The 22,638-nt window shown below is 74.9% G+C and carries 20 protein-coding genes; 10 read left to right on the top strand and 10 right to left on the bottom strand.

The annotated features are described in order from the left end of the window. Positions 1-76: 76 nt before the first annotated feature. Entirely contained in the window at positions 77-235 is a 159-nt protein-coding gene (locus ACRYM6_RS12215) for a hypothetical protein (protein WP_432543145.1), read from the bottom strand. A gap of 504 nt (positions 236-739) precedes the next feature. Here ACRYM6_RS12215 and ACRYM6_RS12210 point away from each other — a divergent pair. Further along, on the top strand, positions 740-3,775 hold the full coding sequence (locus ACRYM6_RS12210) for a DEAD/DEAH box helicase (RefSeq protein WP_432543144.1): 3,036 nt from the start codon (positions 740-742) through the stop codon (positions 3,773-3,775). Further along, positions 3,775-4,581 (top strand): SWIM zinc finger family protein, encoded by an 807-nt coding sequence (locus ACRYM6_RS12205; RefSeq protein WP_432543169.1) that lies wholly within the window; start codon positions 3,775-3,777, stop codon positions 4,579-4,581. The genes ACRYM6_RS12210 and ACRYM6_RS12205 overlap by 1 nt, the downstream gene beginning before the upstream one ends. Here the strand turns inward: ACRYM6_RS12205 and ACRYM6_RS12200 are convergent. From ACRYM6_RS12200 to ACRYM6_RS12175, 6 genes are all read right to left on the bottom strand, one after another. Then, positions 4,530-5,294 carry a glutamine amidotransferase gene (locus ACRYM6_RS12200; RefSeq protein ID WP_432543143.1) on the bottom strand — a complete coding sequence of 255 codons (765 nt, stop codon included), beginning with the start codon at positions 5,292-5,294 and terminating at the stop codon, positions 4,530-4,532. The two genes, ACRYM6_RS12205 and ACRYM6_RS12200, sit on opposite strands and share 52 nt — an antisense overlap. Further along, complete coding sequence (locus ACRYM6_RS12195; protein WP_432543142.1) at positions 5,291-6,061, bottom strand: GGDEF domain-containing protein; 771 nt, start codon at positions 6,059-6,061, stop codon at positions 5,291-5,293. Before ACRYM6_RS12195 ends, ACRYM6_RS12200 begins: the two co-directional genes overlap by 4 nt. Next, on the bottom strand, positions 6,055-7,230 hold the full coding sequence (locus ACRYM6_RS12190; protein ID WP_432543141.1) for an FIST signal transduction protein: 1,176 nt from the start codon (positions 7,228-7,230) through the stop codon (positions 6,055-6,057). The genes ACRYM6_RS12195 and ACRYM6_RS12190 overlap by 7 nt, the downstream gene beginning before the upstream one ends. Before the next feature lie 110 nt (positions 7,231-7,340). Beyond that, complete coding sequence (locus tag ACRYM6_RS12185) at positions 7,341-9,047, bottom strand: glycerol-3-phosphate dehydrogenase/oxidase (protein ID WP_432543140.1); 1,707 nt, start codon at positions 9,045-9,047, stop codon at positions 7,341-7,343. 105 nt (positions 9,048-9,152) lie between these two features. Continuing rightward, complete coding sequence (gene glpK / locus ACRYM6_RS12180; protein ID WP_432543139.1) at positions 9,153-10,685, bottom strand: glycerol kinase GlpK; 1,533 nt, start codon at positions 10,683-10,685, stop codon at positions 9,153-9,155. Positions 10,686-10,713: 28 nt separating this feature from the next. Beyond that, positions 10,714-11,553, bottom strand: a complete 840-nt coding sequence (locus ACRYM6_RS12175; protein WP_432543138.1) for an MIP/aquaporin family protein — start codon at positions 11,551-11,553, stop codon at positions 10,714-10,716. A gap of 200 nt (positions 11,554-11,753) precedes the next feature. On the opposite strand from ACRYM6_RS12175, the gene ACRYM6_RS12170 reads away from it, so the two are divergent. From ACRYM6_RS12170 to ACRYM6_RS12155, 4 genes are all read left to right on the top strand, one after another. Further along, positions 11,754-13,367, top strand: a complete 1,614-nt coding sequence (locus ACRYM6_RS12170) for an EAL domain-containing protein (protein WP_432543137.1) — start codon at positions 11,754-11,756, stop codon at positions 13,365-13,367. A gap of 65 nt (positions 13,368-13,432) precedes the next feature. Continuing rightward, entirely contained in the window at positions 13,433-14,665 is a 1,233-nt protein-coding gene (locus tag ACRYM6_RS12165) for an MFS transporter (RefSeq protein ID WP_432543168.1), read from the top strand. Between the two features lie 11 nt (positions 14,666-14,676). Continuing rightward, on the top strand, positions 14,677-15,501 hold the full coding sequence (locus tag ACRYM6_RS12160; protein WP_432543136.1) for an SDR family NAD(P)-dependent oxidoreductase: 825 nt from the start codon (positions 14,677-14,679) through the stop codon (positions 15,499-15,501). Positions 15,502-15,549: 48 nt separating this feature from the next. Continuing rightward, positions 15,550-17,217 carry an ATP-binding SpoIIE family protein phosphatase gene (locus ACRYM6_RS12155; RefSeq protein WP_432543135.1) on the top strand — a complete coding sequence of 556 codons (1,668 nt, stop codon included), beginning with the start codon at positions 15,550-15,552 and terminating at the stop codon, positions 17,215-17,217. A 30-nt stretch (positions 17,218-17,247) separates the two neighbouring features. Here ACRYM6_RS12155 and ACRYM6_RS12150 read toward each other — a convergent pair whose 3' ends face one another. From ACRYM6_RS12150 to aroQ, 3 genes are all read right to left on the bottom strand, one after another. After that, positions 17,248-17,835 carry a PAS domain-containing protein gene (locus ACRYM6_RS12150; protein ID WP_432543134.1) on the bottom strand — a complete coding sequence of 196 codons (588 nt, stop codon included), beginning with the start codon at positions 17,833-17,835 and terminating at the stop codon, positions 17,248-17,250. Positions 17,836-17,912: 77 nt separating this feature from the next. Then, positions 17,913-19,577 carry an FAD-binding oxidoreductase gene (locus ACRYM6_RS12145; protein ID WP_432543133.1) on the bottom strand — a complete coding sequence of 555 codons (1,665 nt, stop codon included), beginning with the start codon at positions 19,575-19,577 and terminating at the stop codon, positions 17,913-17,915. Positions 19,578-19,617: 40 nt separating this feature from the next. After that, positions 19,618-20,058 carry a type II 3-dehydroquinate dehydratase gene (gene aroQ, locus ACRYM6_RS12140; RefSeq protein WP_432543132.1) on the bottom strand — a complete coding sequence of 147 codons (441 nt, stop codon included), beginning with the start codon at positions 20,056-20,058 and terminating at the stop codon, positions 19,618-19,620. A 63-nt stretch (positions 20,059-20,121) separates the two neighbouring features. Between aroQ and ACRYM6_RS12135 the strand changes: the two genes are divergently transcribed. The 4 genes from ACRYM6_RS12135 to ACRYM6_RS12120 all read left to right on the top strand — a co-directional run bounded on the left by ACRYM6_RS12135 (position 20,122) and on the right by ACRYM6_RS12120 (position 22,619). After that, entirely contained in the window at positions 20,122-20,703 is a 582-nt protein-coding gene (locus ACRYM6_RS12135) for a DNA-3-methyladenine glycosylase I (RefSeq protein WP_432543131.1), read from the top strand. Beyond that, the gene (locus ACRYM6_RS12130) at positions 20,700-20,828 is read left to right on the top strand and encodes a hypothetical protein (protein WP_432543130.1); all 129 of its coding nucleotides are present in this window, start codon (positions 20,700-20,702) and stop codon (positions 20,826-20,828) included. The genes ACRYM6_RS12135 and ACRYM6_RS12130 overlap by 4 nt, the downstream gene beginning before the upstream one ends. 32 nt (positions 20,829-20,860) lie before the next feature. After that, on the top strand, positions 20,861-21,061 hold the full coding sequence (locus tag ACRYM6_RS12125) for a VOC family protein (RefSeq protein WP_432543129.1): 201 nt from the start codon (positions 20,861-20,863) through the stop codon (positions 21,059-21,061). Positions 21,062-21,236: 175 nt separating this feature from the next. Beyond that, positions 21,237-22,619 (top strand): NAD(P)/FAD-dependent oxidoreductase, encoded by a 1,383-nt coding sequence (locus tag ACRYM6_RS12120; protein WP_432543128.1) that lies wholly within the window; start codon positions 21,237-21,239, stop codon positions 22,617-22,619. The last annotated feature ends 19 nt before the right edge of the window (positions 22,620-22,638 follow it).

The raw sequence follows: 22,638 nt of genomic DNA, 5'->3' as shown, positions 1-22,638 counted from the left end.
CCTCCGAGGAGAGGTCTGCTGACGGCCGGGCCGGTGGGGCGTGAACCCCACCGGCCGGCACTCGGTGCCTGCTGGATCAGGGCTGCTCGGGCTGCACGACCTTCCACTCCGCGGGCTGTCCGTTGACCCGCCAGGTGACGCGCCACACACCGCCGGAGACGCCGGCCAGCTCCTCGTCCGTGAGCACGTCCCCCCTCGCGTCGAGATCCGCGAAGGTGATGGACTTCTTGATCATCAGTTCTCCTGTTCAGCTCTGCCGGGAGCCCGGCCTCCACCGCGCCCTCGCGGCGCGGTGTGGTTCCACAGTGCTCAGCACCCCTTGCCGCGAGCTAGCCGATCGCTAGCCGCGTCCTGCAGCCACCGCGCGCGACCCACCGGCTCCGGGACCCGGGGGGGGGGACGTGGGAGCAGCTCGCCACCGATCTGTCCGGCGGGAGAACGACCGGAGGCCGGGGATCGCCGTGCCCTCCGGCTTCGAGGACGACGAGGACGGCGGCGGTGATCACCCCGATCCACCGGGGACGGGGCTGACTGCCCGCGGGGCGCGGTGGTCCACCGACCGGGCGCTGCCTCGCTCGGCCCGGGCGCGCACGTGCTCGCAGCGGTGGACGGCGGTGGGCTCGACGCCGGTCCGCCGCACCGCCCCACCAGCACCGGGGTGCTCGGCGACCAGCGGGGTCCGCGGCCCCGGCGTCGGCCACGCGGGGGTGCTGTCGGCCCCCCGTCGTACGCTGCCCCGGTGCTCCTCGTCCACGGCCTCTGGACCCGGGAGCAGTCCCTCGCGCTGTGGGTGGAGGCCCCGCGCCGCCGGCCCGGACCGGCCCGCCACGAGGACCTCGCCGCGCTCGCCCCCGCCGCCGACGCGGTGGCCCGGGCCCTGGCGCGACCGGCGACGACGACGCTGACGGTGCTGCTGCCCTGCACCCCGGCGGGGCGGCCCGCCGCCTCGACCGGCCGGGCGCGCGCGGACCTGCGGCTGCTGCCGGTCGACGTGCCCGTCGTGGAGCTGACGGGGGCCCGGGCGCTGGAGGTCCTCACCGAGGTCGCGGCCGGCGGGCTGCCCGTCTCGGACGGGCTGCGGTGGCTGGCGCACGTCGCGGCTGGCGCGCGCCGGGCCGTCGACGCCGGGCACGTGGTGCCCGACCTGGCGCTGCGCGACGGCGCGTGGGTCGCGGGGTGGGTCCCGGCGCCGGACCGGGCGTTCGGCCGCTGGCGGGCGGCCGTGGCGCAGGCGTGCCCGCCGGTGCTGCGGGCGCAGCGCTCCCCCAGCGGGCCGCCGCGGGCCGAGGACCTGCTCGACGGCGTGTGCTCGGTCGTGGTGGACGTCCTGGTCGCCGACCGCACCCGGTCGGTGGTGCCGCACGACCTGCCCGACGCCCCGGCGCCGCTGGCGTGGGTGAGCGCCCTGCGCACCGGCCGGGCGCTGCCGGACGACCCGGTGCTGCACTCCCTGGCCCGCCGGGTCCGGGAGTGGCACCGCAGCGGGGACGCCGACGGGTACGACGTGCTGCTGCGGGTGGTGGAGCCCGAGCCGTGGGACGACGTGCCGGACGAGCTGGCCGACGGGGACCTGGCGACGGCGGCGCCGGACGCGACGGGCGACCCGACGTGGCGGTTGCAGGTGCGGTTGCGGCCGCTGGACGACCCCAGCCTGGTGCTGACGCTGGCCGAGGCGCGCGCCGAGGGCGGGTCCCGGCCGGGCGCCGAGGACCCCCTCCTGGTGCTGCTGGGCGGCATCGCGCGCGCCGGGGCGGCGCACCCGCCGCTGCGGCGGGTGCTGGGCGGGCGGACCGACGCGGCCGCCGAGCACGGCGTGGAGCTGTCCATCGGGGAGCTGCTCGACCTCGTGGAGAACGGCGGCCCGCGGTTGTCGGCGGCCGGGGTGGCGGTGCAGCTGCCGCGGCACTGGACGCGCAAGGCGCTGTCGTTCTCGCTGAGCGCGGCGGCGGTCCAGCCCGGGGCGATCACCGACCCGCGGGTCCGCGCGGCCGACCTGCTGGACTTCCGGTGGCAGGCGGCGCTGGGCGACTCCCCCGTCACCGAGGCCGAGCTGCTGGCGCTGGCCGCGGCGAAGTCGTCGCTGGTGCGGTTCCGCGGCGAGTGGGTGCAGGTCGACCAGGAGGCGCTGCGGCGCAGCGCGACGTTCCTGCGGCGGCGCGGGAACGGGCGCGCCACGGTCGTGGACGTGCTGGCCGCGGTGGCGTCGGGGCGGGACCTGCCGGGGCCGGTGACGTCGATCGAGGCGCGCGGGGTCCTGGGTGACGTGCTGTCCGGGCAGGCCGCCGAGCGGCTGCCGGAACTGCCCGACCCGCCGGGCCTGGACGCGACGCTGCGCCCCTACCAGCGGCGCGGGCTGACGTGGCTGGCGACGATGTCGCAGCTGGGCCTGGGGGCCGTCCTGGCCGACGACATGGGGCTGGGCAAGACGCTGCAGCTGCTGGCGCTGCTGGCCCACGAACGGTCGCGGGACCCCGGGCCGACGCTGCTGGTGTGCCCGATGTCGGTCGTGGGGAACTGGGCCGCCGAGGCCGCCCGGTTCGTCCCGGACCTGCGGGTGCACGTCCACCACGGGCCGGGCCGGCCGAAGGGCGCGGAACTGGCCGCGCTGGCGGCCGACCGGGACCTGGTCGTGACGACGTACGGGTTGCTGGTGCGGGACGTCACCGACCTGGCGGCCGTGGCGTGGCACCGGGTCGCCCTCGACGAGGCGCAGCACGTGAAGAACGCGAGCACCCGTCAGGCCCGGGCCGTGCGGGCGGTCCCGGCGCGGCACCGGGTGGCGTTGACGGGGACGCCGGTGGAGAACCGGCTGGAGGACCTGCGCGCGGTCCTGGACGCGACGAACCCGGGGTTGCTGGGCAGCGCGGCGAGCTTCCGGGACACCTTCGCGGTGCCGGTCGAGAAGCTCGGGCACACCGAACCGGCCCGCCGGCTCGCGGTGGTGACCCGGCCGTTCGTGCTGCGCCGTGTCAAGACCGACCCCGCGGTCGCGGGCGACCTGCCGGAGAAGATCGAGATGACGGTGCGGGCCAACCTGACCCCCGAGCAGGCGGCGCTGTACCGCCGGGTCGTCGACGACCTCACCGAACGGTTGCAGGACAAGAGTTCGGACGAGGACGGGATGTCGCGGCGCGGGATGATCCTGGCGGCGCTGACCCGGCTGAAGCAGATCTGCAACCACCCAGCGCACTACCTCGGCGACCGGTCCGGGGTGCTGCACCGCGGCCGGCACCGGTCGGGGAAGCTGCAGCTGCTCGACGACGTCGTGACCTCGGCCCGCGCCGAGGGCGAGAAGGTGCTGTGCTTCACGCAGTTCGCCGAGTTCGGGCACCTGCTCGCCCCGCACCTGTCCGACCTCACCGGTGGGCCCGTGCCGTTCCTGCACGGCGGGGTGACCCGCCGCGGCCGCGACGCGATGGTCGAGGAGTTCTCCGGCGCCGACGGCCCGGGGGTGATGCTGCTCTCGCTCAAGGCGGGCGGGACGGGGCTGAACCTCACGGCCGCGAACCACGTCGTGCACGTCGACCGGTGGTGGAATCCGGCCGTGGAGGACCAGGCCACCGACCGGGCGTTCCGCATCGGGCAGCACCGCCGGGTGCAGGTCCGCAAGCTCGTCAGCGTGGGGACCGTGGAGGAACGGGTGGACGCCGTCATCAGCCGCAAGCGGGACCTGGCCGACCAGGTCGTCGGCAGCGGCGAGGGCTGGATCACCGAGCTCGACGGCGACGCGCTGCGCGAACTGATCCGGCTCGGCGACGACGCGGTGGGTGAGTGATGGAGTTCGGCCGGTACGGCAGGCGGCGTCCCGGCGGCGGGCCGCGGTTGCGGTCCCAGCGGGGCCGGATCGCGCAGAACTGGTGGTCGCAGCGGTTCGTCGACGGGCTCGAGCGCACCGGGGACCGCGGCCGGTTGCAGCGGGGCCGGACGTACGCGCGCGCCGGTCAGGTCGTGGAACTGCGCCCGCGCCCGGGAGCGGTCGGCGCCCGCGTCCAGGGGTCCCGGCCGCGGCCGTACCTGGTGGAGGTGACGGTCCGCCGGTGGTCCGGCGCGGAGGTCGAGGCCGTCGTGGCGACCGTGGTGGACAACCCGCTGCTGCTGGCGCCGCTGTTCGCCGGGGACGTGCCGCCGGGGCTGGTGGACCTGCTGTCCGGGATCGGCGTCGGCCTGCTGCCCGAGGACCGGGAGGTCACCTACGACTGCAGCTGCCCCGACGACGGGGAACCGTGCAAGCACGCCGCGGCCGTGGTGTACGCGCTGGCCGAGCGGCTGGACGCCGAACCGGCGACGGTCCTCACGCTGCGCGGGGTGGAACTGGCGGACCTGCTGCGGCGCGTCACCGCCGCCGCGTCGGGGCCCTCGGACCCGGTGGAGGACCTGAGCGCGCACCTGGCGACGTTCCACCGCGCGGCCGGGGACCTGCCCGAGCTGGGCGTCCGCGACCGGGTCCCGGGCCGGACGGTCCCCGACGACCTCGACGACCTGGTCCTGGGTCCGGGGGCGGCGGGGATCGCCGACGTCCTGCGGCCGTACTACGTGGCGCTGCGGGCCGGCGCGACCCGGTCGCGGGCGTCGCGGGCGTAGCGCTGGACGAACCGCCGCCACACCCGCGGCGCGAACGGCGCCGACGAGGCCCGCAGCCGGACGGCGAGGTCGTCGAACTCGTCGGGGTGGAAGTACCCCTCGTCGCGGTAGACCAGGCAGCGGGCGATGAAGCCCTCGGCGTCGAGCTCGGGGTGGAACTGCGTCGCGTACACGTTGCGCCCCACCCGGAACGCCTGCACGGGGCAGGGACCGGACGTCGCCAGCAGGACCGCTCCGGGTGGCGGCGCGACGAGGGCCTCCTTGTGCCCGACGAACGCGTCGAACGTCGTGGGCAGGCCACCGAGCACCGGGTCGCGGCGGCCCTCGGCGGTCAGCGTCACCGGCACGGTGCCGACGGGCTCGCCGTACGTCCGGTCGACCGTGCCGCCCCGGTGGACCCCGAGCGTCCCGATGCCGTAGCAGGCGCCCAGGAACGGGACGTCGCGGGCCACGACCTCGTCGAACAGGGCGGACAGCTCCCGTTCCACGCGCCGCTGGGTGGGCGACTTCACGGTGTCGCTCGTGCAGTACGGGCTGCCGCCCAGCACGATCCCCGACCAGTCGTCGAGGTCGAGGTCCGGCATCGGTCCGCGGTCCAGGCGCAGGCGCTGCAGCTCACCGGGTCCCAGACCGCCGTGCCGCGCGAACGCCTCGAACTCCGAATCGGCCACCGCGTCGTCCTCGCGGGTGGCCAGCAGCAGGAACGGCCTCACCCGTGCACGGTACGCGCCGCGCCGTCGCGCGCAGCGTCCAGGTCGACCGCCACCACCCGGTTCTTGCCCGCCGCCTTCGCGGCGTACATGGCGTCGTCGGCGGCCTGCACGAAGTCCGCGGCGGTCCGCTCCCCGGTGGTCCCCGAGGCGACCCCGACGCTGGCGCTGACCCGGACCGTCCCGCAGGACAACCGGAACGGGGCGGCGAGCGCGTCGGCGACGCGCTGCGCCGCGGCGTCCTCGTCGCCCTCCCCGACGCGCACCACGAGGAACTCGTCCCCGCCCAGGCGCCCGACGACGTCCGTGGGTCGCGACCGGCTGCGGATCCGCCCGGCGGCGGCGGCGAGCAGCTCGTCCCCGGCGCCGTGCCCGTGGCGGTCGTTGACGCCCTTGAACCCGTCCAGGTCCAGGAACAGGACCGTGACGCGGCGCCGCACGGCGCGCTCGGCCACGACGTGCTCCAGCGTCTCCAGGATCCCGGCGCGGTTGGCGATGCCGGTGAGGGCGTCGACGAGGGCGCGCGAGCGCAGCTCCTTGTGCAGCTGCTGCATCTCCTCGGTGGAGATGCGCATGGCCCGTTCCAGCACGTAGCGGGACCGGTCGTGCTCGGTGTAGGTCGAGGACACCACCGCCAGGAACCGCTGCCACTCCCGCGGCCCCGGCGGGTGGGAGCGGTCGGCGCCGGCGCGGCGCAGCTGCCGGGACAGGACGCGGTGCAGGTCGTCCCCGCCGTCGTCCCCGCCGTCGTGCCCGGCCCCGTTCACCACGTCCACTCCGAGATCGCCCCCACCGCGACGGTCTGGTTGTGCAGGTCGCAGGACCGCGCGGGCGTGGGGGCGAGCTCGCCGTAGCCGTAGAACCCGGCCACGACGGTCCCCGGGCCCAGCTCCAGGGCGACCGGTTCCAGCTCGTCCTCCACCCGGGCCCCCAGCGCCAGCCGGCGGCCCAGGCAGCTGACCACCAGCGCCAGGGCCCCGTCGGCGACGTGCGCGGGACCGGCCCCGGCCGCGGCGGCGCGGGCGGCGTCCTGGGCCGCGTCGACCATCGCCTCGGAGTTCTGGTGCAGCAGCTGCACGACGGCACCCTCGGGCACGTCACCGGTCAGCCCGATCGCGCGGGTCCCCTCGTCGAAGGAGCGCACCGAGCGCACCAGCGCCGACTGCTGCTCGCCGGGGCGGCGCAGCAGCAGCGGGAACCGCAGGCCCGACCCGGGCAGGCCCTCGGCCTCCACGCCCAGGTAGCGGCGGTACAGGTCCAGCGCGGGCTGGCCGTCGATCTCGAGCAGCTCCGCGCCGCTGGAGCGGGTGGCCGTCCGCGGCGGGCCGAGCTCGTCCCAGCCGCCGCCGGTGCCGCAGGTGAGGGTGACGTGGTCGCCGCACAGGCCGACCGCGACCGCGACGCCCCGCTGCAGGGCGCCGTCCAGGACGGTCCACGGGGCGCGGATGGTGCCGCCGGGACCGGGCATGAGCGCCGACATGCCGCCGAACACGGGGACCCCGGCGGCCCCGGAGGCCAGCCCCTGGGCGAAGGCGTTGCCCACGACGTCCAGTCCGTCGCAGATCACCAGGACGGCGCGCAGGTCGGTGCCGGCGGCGGCGGCGTCGGCGTGCAGCCCCGCCGTCAGCGCCTGCCCCACCGCGTGGGAGCGCTCGGCGCTCTGCCGGGCCGGGCGCAGGAGGACGCGGGTGCGCTCGAAGGCGCACACCAGCACCAGCACGCCGTCGTCCAGCAGGGTCGGGCCGTCGGCGACGCCGGCCGTGGAGCAGCCGGTGACCAGCGAGGTGGGGTAGGCCGCGGCGACCTCGGCGAGCGGGACGGCGCCGAGGTCCGTCTCGGGGCCCAGCAGCACCAGGACCAGCGTGGCGGCGGAGTCCAGGTCCGGCAGCTCCCCCGCCCAGCCGCCGGCCGCCGTCCACCGCACCGAACCGACCCGCACCGCGCACCTCCTCCGCGGTCCGCCGTTCGGGCCGTCCCCCGTCGCATCGACCACCGGCCCCGCGCCCTTGACGGGGCACGGGGCCGGACGGGTGAGCGGTCGGGCCGGGGTCAGACCGGGACGATCTCCGGGGCCTGCAGGCGCACCGCGTCGGCCGAGGCGTCGTCGGGCTGCTCCTGCGAGGCGCGCTCGGCCGCGACCCGCTCCAGGTAGGTGCGGACCTCGGTGGCCTTGCGCTCGGCGTCCCAGCCCAGCGGGCCGGCGACCAGGTCCGCGACCAGTTCGGCCGAGGCGGTGCCGCGGTCGTACGTCTCGATCGAGATGCGCGTGCGGCGGGCCAGGACGTCGTCGAGGTGGCGGGCGCCCTCGTGGGTCGCGGCGTACACGACCTCGGCCTTGAGGTAGTCGTCGGCCTTGGGCAGGACCTCGCCCAGCGAGGGGTCCTGCGCGATGAGGGCGAGGACCTCGTCGATGGCCGAGCCGTACCGGTTCAGCAGGTGCTCGACGTGGTCGACGTGGATGCCAGCCTTCGCCGCGAGGGCGTGCCGCTGGTTCCACAGGGCGTGGTAACCCTCGGCCCCGACCATGGGGACGTTCTCGGTGGTGGAGGCCGGGACCTTGCCGTCCAGGCCCTCCACCGCCACGTCGACGGCGTCCTTGGCCATCACCCGGTACGTCGTGTACTTGCCGCCGGCGACGACGACCAGGCCGGGGACGGGGTGGCCGACGACGTGCTCGCGGGACAGCTTGGAGGTCGACTCCGACTCCCCCGACAGCAGCGGGCGCAGCCCGGCGTAGACGCCCTCGACGTCCTCGCGGGTCAGCGGGGACTTCAGGACGGTGTTGGCGTGCTCCAGGACGTACTCGATGTCGGCGCTCGTCGCGGCCGGGTGGGCCTTGTCCAGCGTCCACTCGGTGTCGGTCGTCCCGACGATCCAGTGCCGGCCCCACGGGATGATGAACAGCACGGACTTCTCGGTGCGCAGGATCATGCCCGTCGTGGACTGGATCCGGTCGCGCGGCACCACCAGGTGGATGCCCTTGGAGGCCCGCACCTTGAACTGCCCGCGCGCGTTGACCAGCTCCTGGGTCTCGTCGGTCCACACGCCGGTGGCGTTGATGACCTGCTTGGCCCGCACCCGGATGTCGGTGCCGGTCTCCAGGTCCACCAGGACCGCGCCGACGACCCGCTCGCCCTCGCGGACGAACTCCTTGACGCGGGTGCGGTTGGCGATGAGCGCACCGTAGGTCGCGGCGGTGCGGGCGATCGTCATGGTGTGGCGGGCGTCGTCGACCTGGCCGTCGTAGTACTGGATCGCGCCGACCATGGCGTCCTTGCGGATGCCGGGGGCCACCTTCTGCACGCCCTTGCGGGTGAGGTGGCGGTGCAGCGGGAAACCCTTGTTGTTGCCCGAGGAGAGCGCCATGCCGTCGTACAGCGCGACGCCGGACCCGACGTAGGGGCGCTCGGCGAACCGCTTGGACAGCGGGTACAGGAACGGCACCGGCTTGACCAGGTGCGGGGCGAGCTTGTTGCGCAGCAGGCCGCGCTCGGACAGCGCCTCGTGCACGAGGGCGAAGTCCAGCATCTCCAGGTAGCGCAGGCCGCCGTGGATGAGCTTGGACGAGCGGCTCGACGTGCCCGACGCCCAGTCGCGCGCCTCGACCAGCGCGGTGCGCAGGCCGCGGGTCACCGCGTCCAGCGCCGCCCCGGTCCCCACGACGCCGCCGCCGATGACGAGGACGTCGAGTTCACCTTCAGCCATCTCGCGCAGCGCGTCCGCCCGTGCCTGCGGTGACAGTGCCTTGATCTCCACGTCCTGCTCCTCAGCGTCTTCCGTACCGGTCCTGCTACTGGTGTTGCTCCATGGTGTGCGCCGGGCGCGCGATCCGCGCGCCCGGCGCGTTCAGGGAGGGGGACGTCAGTCCACGTCCACCCAGTTCAACGTCCGCTCGACGGCTTTCTTCCAGCCGGCGTAGCCGTCCTTGCGCTGCTGGTCGTCCCAGGACGGTTCCCAGCGGGCCCCCTCGTTCCAGTTCTCCCGCAGCTCGTCGAGGTTCTCCCAGAACCCGACGGCCAGGCCGGCCGCGTAGGCCGCCCCCAGGGCGGTGGTCTCGGCGACGACCGGCTTGGACACCGGGACGCCGAGGACGTCGGCCTGCAGCTGCATGCACAGCTGGTTGGCCGTGATGCCGCCGTCGACCTTGAGGACCTCGACCTGGACGCCGGAGTCGGCGGTCATGGCCTCGGTGACGTCGCGGCTCTGGTAGCAGATGGCCTCCAGGGCCGCCCGGGCGATGTGCGCGTTGGTGTTGTAGCGCGAGAGCCCGACGATGGCGCCGCGGGCGTCCGAGCGCCAGTACGGGGCGAACAGGCCCGAGAACGCCGGCACGAAGTAGCAGCCGCCGGAGTCCTGGACCTGGCGAGCCAGCGACTCCGACTCGGCCGCACCGGAGATGATGCCGAGCTGGTCGCGCAGCCACTGGATGGCCGAGCCGGTGACGGCGATGGAGCCCTCGAGGGCGTAGACGGGCTTCTCGTCGTTGAACTGGTAGCAGACCGTGGTCAGCAGCCCGGCCTTGGAGCGCACCAGTTCCTCACCGGTGTTCAGCAGCATGAAGTTGCCGGTGCCGTAGGTGTTCTTGGCCATGCCGGGGTCGAAGCAGACCTGGCCGACCATGGCGGCCTGCTGGTCGCCGAGGATGCCGGTCAGCTTGACCTCGCCGCCCAGGGGGCCGGTCTCCAGGGTGGTGCCGTAGCCCTCGGAGTACGAGGACGGCTTGATCTCGGGCAGCATCGCGCGGGGGATGCCGAAGATCTCGAGGAGCTCGTCGTCCCAGTCGAGGGTTTCGAGGTCCATGAGCATCGTGCGGCTGGCGTTGGTCACGTCGGTGACGTGCGCGCCGCCGCGGGGGCCGCCGGTGAGGTTCCAGATCAGCCAGGAGTCGGTGTTGCCGAAGACGGCGTCACCCCTCTCGGCCGCCTCGCGCACCCCGTCGACGTTCTCCAGGATCCACTGGATCTTGCCGCCGGAGAAGTACGTGGCGGGGGGCAGGCCGGTCTTCTGCCGGATCTTCTGGCCCCGCTCGTCGCGGTCCAGCGCCGAGGCGATCCGGTCGGTGCGGGTGTCCTGCCACACGATCGCGTTGTAGTACGGGCGGCCGGTGTTCTTGTTCCAGACGACGGCGGTCTCGCGCTGGTTGGTGATGCCCAGGGCCGCGAGGTCCTTGTGCGTCAGGTTGGCCTGGCGCAGGCCGCTCTGGATGACCGAGCTGGTGCGCTCCCAGATCTCGATCGGGTCGTGCTCCACCCAGCCCGGCTTGGGCATGATCTGGGTGTGCTCGAGCTGGTACTTGGCGACCTCGTTGCCGCTGTGGTCGAACACCATGAAGCGGCTGGAGGTGGTTCCCTGGTCGACGGCGCCGACGTACTGGGGGGTGGGGGTGTCGCTCATGTCTGGTCCGTCTCTCCTCGTCGAGTGGTCAGGCGTCGGTGTGGGTGCGGCCCTCGGGCTCCGCGACGTCCGCGTCGGGCAGGTGGCGTTCGATCAGCACCTTGTAGAGGGCGCCGCCGATGAGGCCGCCGAGGACCGGGGCCACGATCGGGACCCAGAAGTAGAACGAGCCGCCCGGTTCGCGCATGGCCGTGGAGTACCCGGTGACGAACGACGCCAGCCGGGGACCGAAGTCGCGGGCGGGGTTGATGGCGTACCCGGCGTTGCTGCCCCACGCGAACCCGATGGCGACGACGATGAGGCCGACGATGAGGGGGGCGAGGTTGGCCGCCGGCGGCATCGCCTTGGCCTGGGTGACGGCGAAGATGAGGAACACCAGGATGGCGGTCCCGACGACCTGGTCGAGGAACGCACCGCCGATGGTGACGTTCGTGCCGGGCAGGGTCGAGAAGATGCCCTGGGTGTCGTACGTGTGCCCGGGGTCGACCCCGTCGATGGGACCCGCGTAGACCCAGCGGACGATGAGGGCCGCGACGAAGGCGCCGAGGAACTGGGCCACCGAGTACGGCAGGACCTTCTTCCACGCGAAGCCCTGGAAGACGGCCAGGGCGATGGTCACCGCGGGGTTCAGGTGGGCGCCGGTGGTGCGGCCGGCGACGTAGATGCCGAAGGTGACACCGAGGCCCCAGGCCCAGTGGATGGAGTCGTTGTCGCCGTTCTGCCCGGCGACGACCTGGGCGACGACGCCCACGCCGAACAGGATGAGGACGGCGGTGCCGGCGAACTCCGCGAGGAGTTCGCCGGTGAGGGTGGGGGTGCGGGGCACGGGGCGCGCCGGTGCCGCCTCCGAGGACCTGCTGTGGGACATGGGGAACTCCACGTTGAGTCGAGTTTCACGGCGTTTGCGCCGTGGTCGTGAAGGTAGGAGGGAGGCCCCCCTGCGTCAACGCCACCCGTTCGACCATGTCGAACGATCGCGGGGCCGCCGGCACCCCACCGGACGTCACCGTCCGTAGTCGTTCACCCGGACGGCTCAAGGTCGCGGCCGGACCTGCCGATGACGCGACCATGACCGCGCTGAGCACCCCGACCGCCCCGGGGCCGCGCCCTGCGCCCACGCCGTCCGAGCTGGACGCGATCCTGCGCGAGGGCACCCTGCGCACCGTCTTCCAGCCCGTGCACGAGGCCGCCACCGGTCGTCCCGTCGCCCTCGAGGCCTACGTCCGCGGCCCCGCCGACTCCGGCCTGTCGACCCCCGCGCACCTCTTCCGCGCCGCCGCGACCGCCGGCCGCGTCGCCGAGCTGGACCGCGCCGCGCACCGCACCGCCCTGCGCGACGCCGCCGCCCTCGGGCTGGCCGCCCCCTGGACGCTGTTCCTCAACTCCTCCCTGGAGGGCCTGGCGGCCGACCTCGGCGCCGCGCCGGTCCCGGTCGTCGTCGACGTCCACGCCGCCGCCCTGCTGGCCCACCCCGGCGCGGGCCTGCGCCTGGCCCGCCGCGCCCGCGCCGCCGGCTTCGGCGTCGCCCTCGACGGCGTCGGCGCCGACCCCGGCGTCCTGGCCCTGCTGCCCGTGCTGCGCCCCGACGTCGTCAAGCTGGACCTGCGGCTGCTGGCCCGGCGCACCGCCGAGGAGGTCGCCACCGTCAGCGCCCTCGTCGGAGCGCACGCCGCCCGCACCGGCGCGCGCGTCCTGGCCGAGTCCGTCGAGGACGCCGAGGACCGCGCCCGGGCCCTCGCGCTGGGCGCCGACCTCCTCCAGGGCTGGGCCGTGGCCCACGCGGCCCGGCCCGGGGACGTGCTCACCGCGCTGCCGGTGCCCACCGGCGGGCCGCTGCCGCGCGCCACCGCCGCCCGGCCCGCCCCGGCCGACCGGCTCACCGCGGCCGCCCGTCCCGCCGGCGCCGACGTCGCCGAGCAGGCCCTCACCCACCTGCGGCTGCGCGCCCGGCACGACCCCGACCCCACCGTCCTGGTCTCCCTGGGCGGCGACGGCGCCCGCCGGCACGCCGCCGACCTCGGCCCGGCCGCCGTCCGCGCCCACCGCGACCTCGACGGCCACGGCCTGGCCGTCCTGTCCCCCCGCACCGCCTCGGTCGTCCTGACCCTCCCCGGGACCGGCCCCGGCGAGCACGCCCTCGTCGTCAGCCACGACGCCGACCTCGTGGCCGACCTCGTCGAGGACGTCCTGACCGGCGAGCGCCCCCCGCACCGCCCCGCACCGCCGGCCCCGGCGCGCACGGCCTCGCTGAGCGACCTCCTCCCCGGCCTCCTCGCCGACGCCCTCGAGGGCGACCGGCGGGCCGGGACCGGCACCGGGCTGCTGCTCGTGGGCGTCGACGGCACCTGCCGGCGCGGGGGGCGGGACGCCGTCGTGCGCCGCATGCGGCGGGCCGTGCGCTCGGTCGACCGCTGGCTGCCGCTGGCCCCCGACCTGTTCGCGGTGCTGCTCACCGGCCTGCCCCGCGCCGGCAGCGAGGGCGTCGTCGAGCGGGTCGCCGACGCGCTGCTGATGGCCGTGGAGCTCGCCGTGGACGACCACCCCGCGATGTCGGTGAGCATCGGCGCCAGCCTGGCCCCGCAGCGGGCGCTGACCGGCGCCGAGGCCCACCGGCAGGCGCTCGCCGCCCTGGAATCGGCACGCGGTGCCGGTGGTCACTGCGCGCGGATCTGGCCCGTCTGACAAGCTTCCCCCGGAGAACTGGGAACGATCGCACAGCAGCGGTCGACGACGAGGAACCGGTGGGCATGTCGGGGTACTTCGCGCTGCTGCGCGATCCGTTGGTGGCGAGACCGTTCGTGTCCTCGGTGGTGGCCCGCATCCCGATCGCGACCGCCCCGCTGGGCCTGGTCCTGCTGGTGCGCACCACCCGGGACAACTACACCCTCGGCGGCATCGTCACCGGTCTGTTCGCCGTGGGCCTGGCCGTCGGGTCCCCGCTGTGGGGCCGGGCGATGGACCGCCTCGGGCAGCCGCGCGTGCTGGTGCCCTCGGCGAGCCTGAGCGGGTTCCTGCTGCTGGCCCTGACCGGGGCCACCGTGTGGACCGCCGTCCCCGCCGCGGTGCTGCCCGTCCTGGCCCTGCTGGCCGGGGCGGCCTTCCCGCCGCTGAGCCCGGCGATGCGCTCGACGTGGCGCGCGGTGGTGAAGGACGAGCGGCGGCGGCGGCGCGGCTACGCGCTGGACGCGGCCGCCGTGGAGACGATCTTCGTCGGCGGCCCGCTGCTGCTGAGCGTGCTGCTGCTGCTCGGGTTCGTCCCGCTGCCGCTGCTCGTCACGGTCGCCCTGCTCGTCGGCGGGACCCTCGTCTACGCCCGCTCCCCCGGCGCGGCGCACGTGCCGCGCCGCCCGGCCGACGAGCACGCCCCCGGCGCGGGCGCGGCCCTGCTGCACAGCACCGGCTTCGTCCTGCTGATGGTGGTGATGGCCGTGATGAGCATCGGCTTCGGCATCCTCGACGTCTCGATGATCGGCCTGGCCGAGCACCTGCTGGGGTCCGCCGACCGGCTCGGGGTGCTCTTCGCACCCATCGCCGGCGGCTCGGCCCTCGGGGGCCTGCTCTACGGCAGCCGCGACTGGCGCAGCCCGGACCGGCGGCGGCTGCTGGTGACGCTGACGCTGTTCGGGCTGCTGCTGTTCACCGTCGCCGCGGCCGCCGGCGAGGGCGTGCCGCTGCCGGTCCTGGTGGTGGTCCTGTTCGCCACCGGGCTGTTCATCTCCCCCAACCTCATCGCCGCCCAGGGCCTGGTCGACCTGCTCGCCCCCGGTCACCGGCTGGGCGAGGCGCAGGCCTGGCTGTCGACGGCCATCACGGCCGGCGCCGCCGTCGGGAACGCCGTCGCCGGGGTCGTGCTGGACGCCGCCGGGGCCCGGGCCGCGCTCGCCGTGGCCGCGGCCGCCGTCGTCGCGGCGGCGCTGGTGTGCCTGCTCGCCCAGCGCTCGTGGGCGGCGCGTCGACCGGTCGGGGCGGGCACTCACTAGGCTCGCCCCTCGTGACCAGCGTCCCGTCCTCCCGTCCGACCGCCCTCGTCACGGGGGCCACCGCCGGCCTGGGGGCGGCCTACGCGCGGTCGCTGGCCGGCCGCGGGTTCGACCTGGTGGTCGTGGCCCGCGACGCCGGGCGCCTGGAGAGCACGGCCGCGACCCTGCGCGCCGACTTCGGGGTGGACGTCGAGGTGCTCGTCGCCGACCTGTCCGACCGGGCCGCCCTGGGCCGGGTCGCCGAGCGCGTGGGCAGCACCACCGCGCCGGTGGACGTGCTGGTCAACAACGCCGGCTTCGGCCTGCGGCAGCGCTTCTTCGACGGGGACCCCGCCGACCACGAGCGGATGTTCGACGTGCTGTGCCGGGCGGTGATGGTGCTGTCGCGGGCCGCGGCGGGGGCGATGGTCCCGCGCGGGCGCGGGTGGGTGCTGAACGTGGGGTCGGTGGCCGGGCTGGTGCCCGGCGGGGGGCACTACTCCGCGGCCAAGGCGTACGTCATCGTCCTGACCGAGACCCTGGCCGGGGAGCTGCGCGGCACGGGCGTGCGGGCCACCGTCGTCGAGCCCGGGTACGTGCGCACCGAGTTCCACGCCCGGTCGGGGATGGCGTCGGGGGGCCGGTCGGCGCTGTCGAGCCGGATCTGGCTGGACATCGACGACGTCGTGGACGCCTCCCTGGACGACCTGTTCGCGGGCCGGGCAGTGAGCGTGCCGACGAAGCGGTGGAAGGCGGTCTCGGCCGTGCTGGACGTCCTGCCGCGCGGGCTGGTGAGCACGGTGTGGAACCGGATGCCGTCGGGCGCGGCCCGCCGCCACCCCACGCGCGGGGCCTGATCCGCGCTTTCTAGAACACTCTACGTAGTCGCGGAGTAACGTAGAGCTGTGAACCATGCCACCTCGGTACGGACCACCGAGGTGGTCGCCGCGAACGGGGGAACCGCACCGGACGAGGCGGCCCGACTGGCCGCCCTGCGCGACTACGTCGACGTCGCCGCACCCCCGCCGGCGGAGCTGCAGGCCGTCGTCCGGCTCGCCACCCGCCTGACCGGGCTGCCCAACGCCGTCGTCAACATCATCGACGAGCAGTACCAGCGGCAGCTGGCCGCCGAGGGGTTCGAGCGCGGGATCGGCGCCCGCACCGACTCGATGTGCTACTACGCCCTCGGCATGGGCGGTCTCGTCCACGCCCCCGACGCCCGCCGCGACGCCCGCTGGGTCGCCAACCCCTGGGTCGACGGCACCCTGGGCACCATCCGCAGCTACGCCGCCGCGCCCCTGCTGACCCCCGACCAGCTCGCCCTCGGCACCCTGTGCGTCTTCGACGACTCCTCGCCCAAGGAGCTGACCGAGACCCAGCGGGCCGACCTCGCCGACCTCGCGACCCTGGTCGTCTCGATCTTCGACCGCGAGCGCCGGGCCCGGCACCTGGCCACCCACGAGCAGGAGCTCATCCGGACGCGGGCGACCGCCGAGACCGCGCACGCCCTGCAGCAGGCGCTGCTGCCGCACCGGCTGCCGACCAGCGAACGGGTGCAGCTCACGTCGCGGTACCTGCCCGGCACCGACGGCGCCCGGGTCGGCGGTGACTTCTTCGACGCCATCCGCACCGAGCACACCTTCGTGTTCGCCATGGGGGACGTGCAGGGGCACGACGCCGAGGCCGCGGCGCTGATGGGGCGGGTCCGCACGGCGGTGCGGGCCTACGTCGCCGAGGGTCACGAGCCGTCGGCGGTCCTCGAGCGCACCAACCGCCTCATGGACTCCTTCGACGGGGACCTGTTCGCGACGTGCTGCCTGGTGGCCCTGGACGAGGACACCGGCGAGGTCGTGGTCGCCAGCGCGGGGCACCCGGCCCCGCTGCTCTTCGCGCCCGGCCCGGTCCGCGCCCTGGAGGTCGACCCCGGTCCCCCGCTGGGGGTCACGGCCGAGCCGGTGTTCGCCCAGACCCGGCACCGGCTGGTCGGCCGCAGCCGGCTGCTGCTCTACACCGACGGCGTCGTGGAGTGGCCCCGCACGACCGACGGCGGGGAGCAGGTCCTGGCGCGGGCGCTGTCCGCGACGGCGGCCGAGCCGGCGGACGCGGTCGCGGACCGGGTGCTCGCCCCGGCCGAGCGGACCAAGAACGACGACGCGGCGCTGCTCGTCGTGGACTACTCCGGGCCCGACCCGGACACCCGCGAGGCCCGGCTGGTGCTGCCCCCGGACACCCGCGCGGTGCGGGTGGCCCGCGACTACCTGCGCACGACCCTCGCCGAGTGGGCGCTGGCCGGCGCGTGCGACGAGGCCGAGCTCGTGGTCAGCGAGCTGGTCACGAACGCGGTGCTGCACACGGGCTCCCCCACGGCCCTGACCCTGCGCCACGACGTCTCCGGCGCGGTGCTGTGCGTGGGGGTCGAGGACGGGTCGACCCGTCAGCCGCAGCCGCGCGACCCGGGTGAGGACGCCACCGGTGGGCGCGGGATGGGCATCGTGGAGGTGGTCGCCCACCGGTGGTGGGTCGCCCCGCGCGGTGACGGCAAGACGGTGTGGGCGGACCTGCTGGTGGCCTGAGCCGGCCCGCTCGCTCGCTGCGGGGGAGGCTCACTCCACGGGCAGCGCCGACCGGTGCGCGGTGATGAACCCGACGAGGACGGTGCCGGCGTCGGTGGCCGCGACGCGCCGGCCCGCGCTGGTGCGCCACAGCCACTCCCCCTGCGGGGAACGGCCGCGGAAGGTGAGGTGGAACGGCTCACCGGTCGTCGCGGCGCGGTGCACCGCCTGCTCGACCTGGGCCCGGTCGCCGGGGTGCACGTCGCGCAGGAGGCGCTGGAAGCCGACCGGCCCGCCCCCCACCACGCCCAGGACCCGGCCGGCCAGCTCGTCGAGCTGGACGCGGCCGGTGGCGCTGTCCCACTGCCAGGCGCCGGTCTGCTCGTCGGGGAACTGCGGGGACGTGAGCCAGTGCGCCAGCGACGTCACGGTGATGGCGTCGCCGCGCACCAGGTACCCGTTCTCCCGCCCGTGCGCGTCGTCGACGGCGAGGGCGTCGACCAGCCAGGCGAGGTCGGGGTCCTGCCCGGGGGGCGGTTCGTCCCCCCACAGGTCGCGCAGGACGGCGAGCACCCGGGCGGCGCGGGCGGTCCGCCCGTCCTCGTCCCGGCCACCGCCGTGATCGACCGGTTCTCCCACGGTGTCCCCCCGTCCAGCTCTGGCGGGGACACTACCGGTTATCGGTCGATCACGGCCTCGAATGCCCTCCGGACGGCTCAGTCGACGATGGCGCCCGGGTTGAGGTTGCGGCCGGGGTCGACGCCGGCGAACAGCGCGCCGACGATCTCGGCCCCCGCCGGGGACAGGTCGTCGCCGACCCACCGCTTGTGCTCGCGGCCCACGGCGTGGTGGTGCGACAGCGTCCCGCCGTTGTCGATGAACGCCTGCTGGATGGCGCCCTTGATCGTGTCGTAGGCCTCCAGGCCGTCGCGGTCCGTCGGCGGCTGGAACGCGAAGGTGAAGTACTGGCACGCGCCGGAGTGGTAGCTGTGCGAGAGGTGGCAGAAGACGAACCCCTTGATGCCGACCTCGGCGAACGCCTTGTTGGCGGCGGCCACGACGTTGTCGTGCAGCGCCTTCAGCGTCGTCCAGGACGAGGACGTCTCCGACACGTCGCCGTACGCGCCGCGGTCGAGGATGAAGTCGCGGATGTAGGGGGTGTCGAACTTCTTCTGGTCGTACAGCGTGCCGGGACCGGAGCCGACGCCGAAGCCGCCGTGCTTCTTGACGATCTCGCCGACGAGCTGCTTGTTGCGCCGCACGTGCAGCGCCGACCCCTCGAACCCGATGAACGACAGGCACATCTTCGACAGGTCGAAGCCCTTGCGCTTGCTGGCGTACAGCTGCACGCCCTTGTTGAGCAGCTGCCCGAGGGTGCTGCCCTTCTTGGAGGTCGCCAGGGTGAACTGCGTCTCCATCTCGTCCGAGACGCGGGTGATGCTGGGCGAGGCGTCGGAGGCGGCGATGTCGTGCATCGCCTTCAGGCCGCTGCCGTAGTCGGGGAAGAAGTAGGCCTGGATCTCGCGCTGCTCGGCCTGGCGGTGCACCTGGACGGTGGCCTCGGTGATGACGCCGAGCCGGCCCTCGCTGCCCAGGACCATCTCGCGCACGCTCGGGCCGGCCGACTGCACGGGCACCTCGGCGGTGGCCACGACCCCCTTGGGGGTCACCACGCGCACGGCGCGGGTGATGTCGGCGATGTCGCCGAAGCGGTCGGACTGCATGCCCGAGGAGCGGGTGGCGATCCAGCCGCCGAGGGTGGAGTGCTTGAAGCTGTCGGGGAAGTGCCCGATCGTCCAGCCGCGGGCGTTCAGCTGCGCCTCCAGGTCCGGGCCGAGGGCCCCGGCCTGGATGCGCGCCGTCTGCGCGGTCTCGTCCAGCGACAGGACCGCGCGCATGCGGCCCAGGTCGAGGGAGAGCACCGGGCGGGTCTCGTCGCGGGGGGCCTCGAGGGAGCCGACGATGTTGGACCCGCCGCCGAAGGGGATCAGGACGGCGTCGGCGTCCAGGGCGATGCGCAGCGCGGCCTCCACCTCGGCCTCGGTGCCCGGGTACAGCACGAGGTCGGGCAGCCGGCCGAAGTCGCCGCGGCGGATGCGCACCAGGTCGCGCATCGACTTGCCGTAGGTGTGGACGACCCGGTCGAGGTCGTCGTCGTGGACGTGCTCCTCGCCCAGGGCCTCCACGAACGCCTTGCGCAGCGTGTCGGGGGCCTGCGACGCCGGGACGTGCAGCTCGGACAGGTCCGGGACCTGGACCGGCGGGGCGTTGAAGTCGATGCCGGCCATCCGCAGCGCGAACGGCGCCAGGTTCGGCTTGTCCTCGTGGTGGAACGCGACGCCCTCGACGCCCCAGCCCCACCACTTCATGTGCTCGACCACGATTGCTCCCAGCTGATCGCCCTACGACTCCGGCGCGAGCCTACGCGCCGGATCCGACACGGGCGGCCAGGAAGCGGACGGCGAGCTCGTAGCCGTCGGTGCCCAGGCCCGCGATGACGCCCGTGGCCACCGGGGTGACGTACGAGTGCCGGCGGAAGTCCTCGCGCGCGTGCACGTTGGAGACGTGCAGCTCCACCAGGCCCGCGGTCAGCTCCGCGCAGGCGTCGCGCAGGGCCACCGAGGTGTGCGTCCACCCGCCGGGGTTCAGCACGACCGGGTCGCCGGCGTCGGCGGCGGCGTGGACCCAGGCGAGCATCTCGTGCTCGGCGTCGGTCTGGCGCAGCTCCACCCGCACCCCGAGGTCGGCGGCCAGCCGCTGCAGGCGGGCGTCGACGTCGGCCAGCGTGGTGGTCCCGTAGACCTCCGGCTGGCGCTTGCCGAGGCGGCCGAGGTTGGGTCCGTTCAGCACCAGGATCGTCACCCCGGGACCGTACCCGGCCCGCACCGGCGGCCCCGTGTCGCAGGCCCGTGCCACGGTGGGCCCGTGCCCGCTGACGAACCCTTCCGCTGCTTCGGCACCGGTGACGCGCTGTACGCCCGCTACCACGACGAGGAGTGGGGCCGGCCCGTGCGCGGCGACCGCGCCCTGTACGAGCGGATCAGCCTGGAGGCCTTCCAGTCCGGGCTGAGCTGGATCACCGTCCTGCGCCGGCGCGAGACGCTGCGGGCCGCCTTCGACGGCTTCGACCCGGACGCCGTCGCCGCCTACGGCGAGGCCGACGTGGAGCGGCTGCTGGCCGACCCCGGGATCATCCGCAACCGGCTCAAGGTGGCCGCGACCGTCGCCAACGCCCGCGCCGTGCTGGCGATGCGGGCCGCCGGGGAGAGCCTGTCGGACCTGGTGTGGTCCTTCGCCCCGGGCCCGCGGCCCGCCCCGGCGAGCCCGGCGGACGTGCCGGCCTCGACGCCGGGGTCGGCGGCGCTGGCGGCCGAGCTCAAGCGCCGGGGCTTCCGCTTCGTGGGCCCCACGACGGCGTACGCGGCCATGCAGGCCTGCGGCGTGGTGGACGACCACCTGCGGGAGTGCCCGGTGCGAGCGCTGGTCGAGCGGGAGGTGACGACGTGAGCACCACGGTCCCCTGCCCGTGGTTCGACCACGACGGCCTGAGCGCGGCGCAGCGCTGCGACTTCCTGTTCCCGGGCTCGCGGACCACCTCCACCGGCCCCGGCGGGCCGGACGGGCGCCGCTGACGGTCTCCCCCACCCTCGACGGCCGCGAGCACGTGGTCCTCGACGGCGGCGGCGCCGAGGGCCGGTGCGGCTGGCTGAAGGACCCGTGGGGGGTGTCCTGGCAGGTCGTGCCGCGGCGGCTGCACGAGCTGGCCGACCCCGGCCCCGACCGGGCGCAGCGGGTCACGACGGCCGTGCTCGGGATGCGGCGCCCGGTCGTCGCCGAGCTGGAGGCGGGCGCCGACGGTCCGTGACCGCGGCCACCCCTCGATCACCCCGCGCTCACGTCCTGCTCACGCCCCGCTCACGCCCCGGTGCGCGCCCGCGGTGCGCACCCGCGTGAACGTTCGCGGTCGCGAGTGCGAGAATCGTCGACCGAAGCGGGAACCACGTCCCGGCGAGCCACAGACAATGACAATGGGGTGCCACATGGTCGATCGACAGCGAGTCGTCATCGTCGGGGGTGGCTTCACCGGCCTCTACGCCGGCAAGAAGCTCGAGAAGCTCCTTCCGGCCTCCACGGCGGAGCTGGTGATCGTCAGCCCGACTGACCACCTCACCTACAGCCCCCTGCTGCCGGACGTCACCGCGTCCGTCATCGAGCCCCGCCACGTCGCGGTCTCGCTGCGGCAGGCGCTGCCCCGCCACAAGCTCGTCGTGGGGCACACCACCTCGGTGGACCCCGAGGCCAAGACCATCACCATCTCCCGCAGCGAGCGCGGCGTCGTCTCCGAGGGCACCCAGGTGCTCTCCTACGACAAGCTGCTGCTGGCCCCCGGTGCGGTGACCCGCCGGTTCCCGATCCCGGGCGTGTCCGAGAACGCCCGCGGCGTCAAGACGATCACCGAGGCCGCGTTCGTGCGCGACCACCTGATCTCCCAGCTCGACGCGGCCGACAGCCTGCCCGACGACCCGCGCTTCGACGCCGAGCGCGCCGAGCGCATGACGGTCGTCGCGGTCGGCGCCGGCTACACCGGCACCGAGATCGTCGCCCAGACCCACCGCTGGCTCTCCCGCGTCGCCGACCGCTGGTCGAGCATCGACGTGCGCGACGTGCGCTGGCTGCTCATCGACGTCGCCCCGGCGGTGCTGCCCGAGCTCGGGCCGCGCCTGGGCCAGTACGCCCTGTCGGCCCTCAAGGGCCGCGGCATCGACGTGCGCCTCGGGGTCTCCGTGGCCAGCGTCGAGGGCAACGTCATCAACCTCACCGACGGCACCCCGGTGCCCTCGCGCACCCTCATCTGGGGCGCGGGCATCATGGCGAACCCGCTCATGGGCACGCTGGGCCTGCCGCTGGACCGCGGCCGCCTCGTCGTGGACGCCAAGTTCCGCGTCGCCGGTGCGGACGACGTCTGGGCCGCCGGGGACGCCGCCGCGGTCCCCGACCTCGCCAAGCCGAAGCCGGCCGACGGCCCGCAGCCGATCACCCCGCCCACCGCGCAGCACGCCCAGCGCCAGGGCACCCAGGCCGGCAAGAACATCGCCGCGTCCTTCGGGATCGGCCAGGCCGCCGACTACATCCACAAGGACCTCGGCCTGGTGGCCGACCTCGGGGGCGGCACCGCCGTCGCCAAGCCGCTGGGCATCGAGATGACGGGCCTGCCCGCCAAGATCGTCGCGCGCGGCTACCACCTGTACGCGCTGCCCGCGATGAGCAACCGCATCCGCGTGCTCACCGACTGGGCGCTGCACGCGATCCTGCCGCCGCAGTCGGTCGCGCTGAACCAGACCCGTCCGGAGGACGCGCTGATCACCCCGGCGCAGAACACGGACATCTACCCCAAGGCCGAGGAGAAGCCGAAGGTCGGCTGACCCCCCCCGAGCCGTGATC

The sequence above is a fragment of the Kineococcus rugosus genome, from assembly GCF_050871975.1.
Classification (GTDB): Bacteria; Actinomycetota; Actinomycetes; order Actinomycetales; family Kineococcaceae; genus Kineococcus.
This window is presented reverse-complemented; position numbering and strand designations above follow the sequence as displayed.

What these genes read in the sequence shown, in the direction of transcription:
- ACRYM6_RS12215 (WP_432543145.1), bottom strand. Translation starts at nt 235, where the DNA reads ATGATCAAGAAGTCCATCACCTTCGCGGATCTCGACGCGAGGGGGGAC.
- ACRYM6_RS12205 (WP_432543169.1), top strand. Translation starts at nt 3,775, where the DNA reads ATGGAGTTCGGCCGGTACGGCAGGCGGCGTCCCGGCGGCGGGCCGCGG.
- glpK (WP_432543139.1), bottom strand. Translation starts at nt 10,685, where the DNA reads ATGAGCGACACCCCCACCCCCCAGTACGTCGGCGCCGTCGACCAGGGA.
- ACRYM6_RS12175 (WP_432543138.1), bottom strand. Translation starts at nt 11,553, where the DNA reads ATGTCCCACAGCAGGTCCTCGGAGGCGGCACCGGCGCGCCCCGTGCCC.
- ACRYM6_RS12170 (WP_432543137.1), top strand. Translation starts at nt 11,754, where the DNA reads ATGACCGCGCTGAGCACCCCGACCGCCCCGGGGCCGCGCCCTGCGCCC.
- ACRYM6_RS12165 (WP_432543168.1), top strand. Translation starts at nt 13,433, where the DNA reads ATGTCGGGGTACTTCGCGCTGCTGCGCGATCCGTTGGTGGCGAGACCG.
- ACRYM6_RS12120 (WP_432543128.1), top strand. Translation starts at nt 21,237, where the DNA reads ATGGTCGATCGACAGCGAGTCGTCATCGTCGGGGGTGGCTTCACCGGC.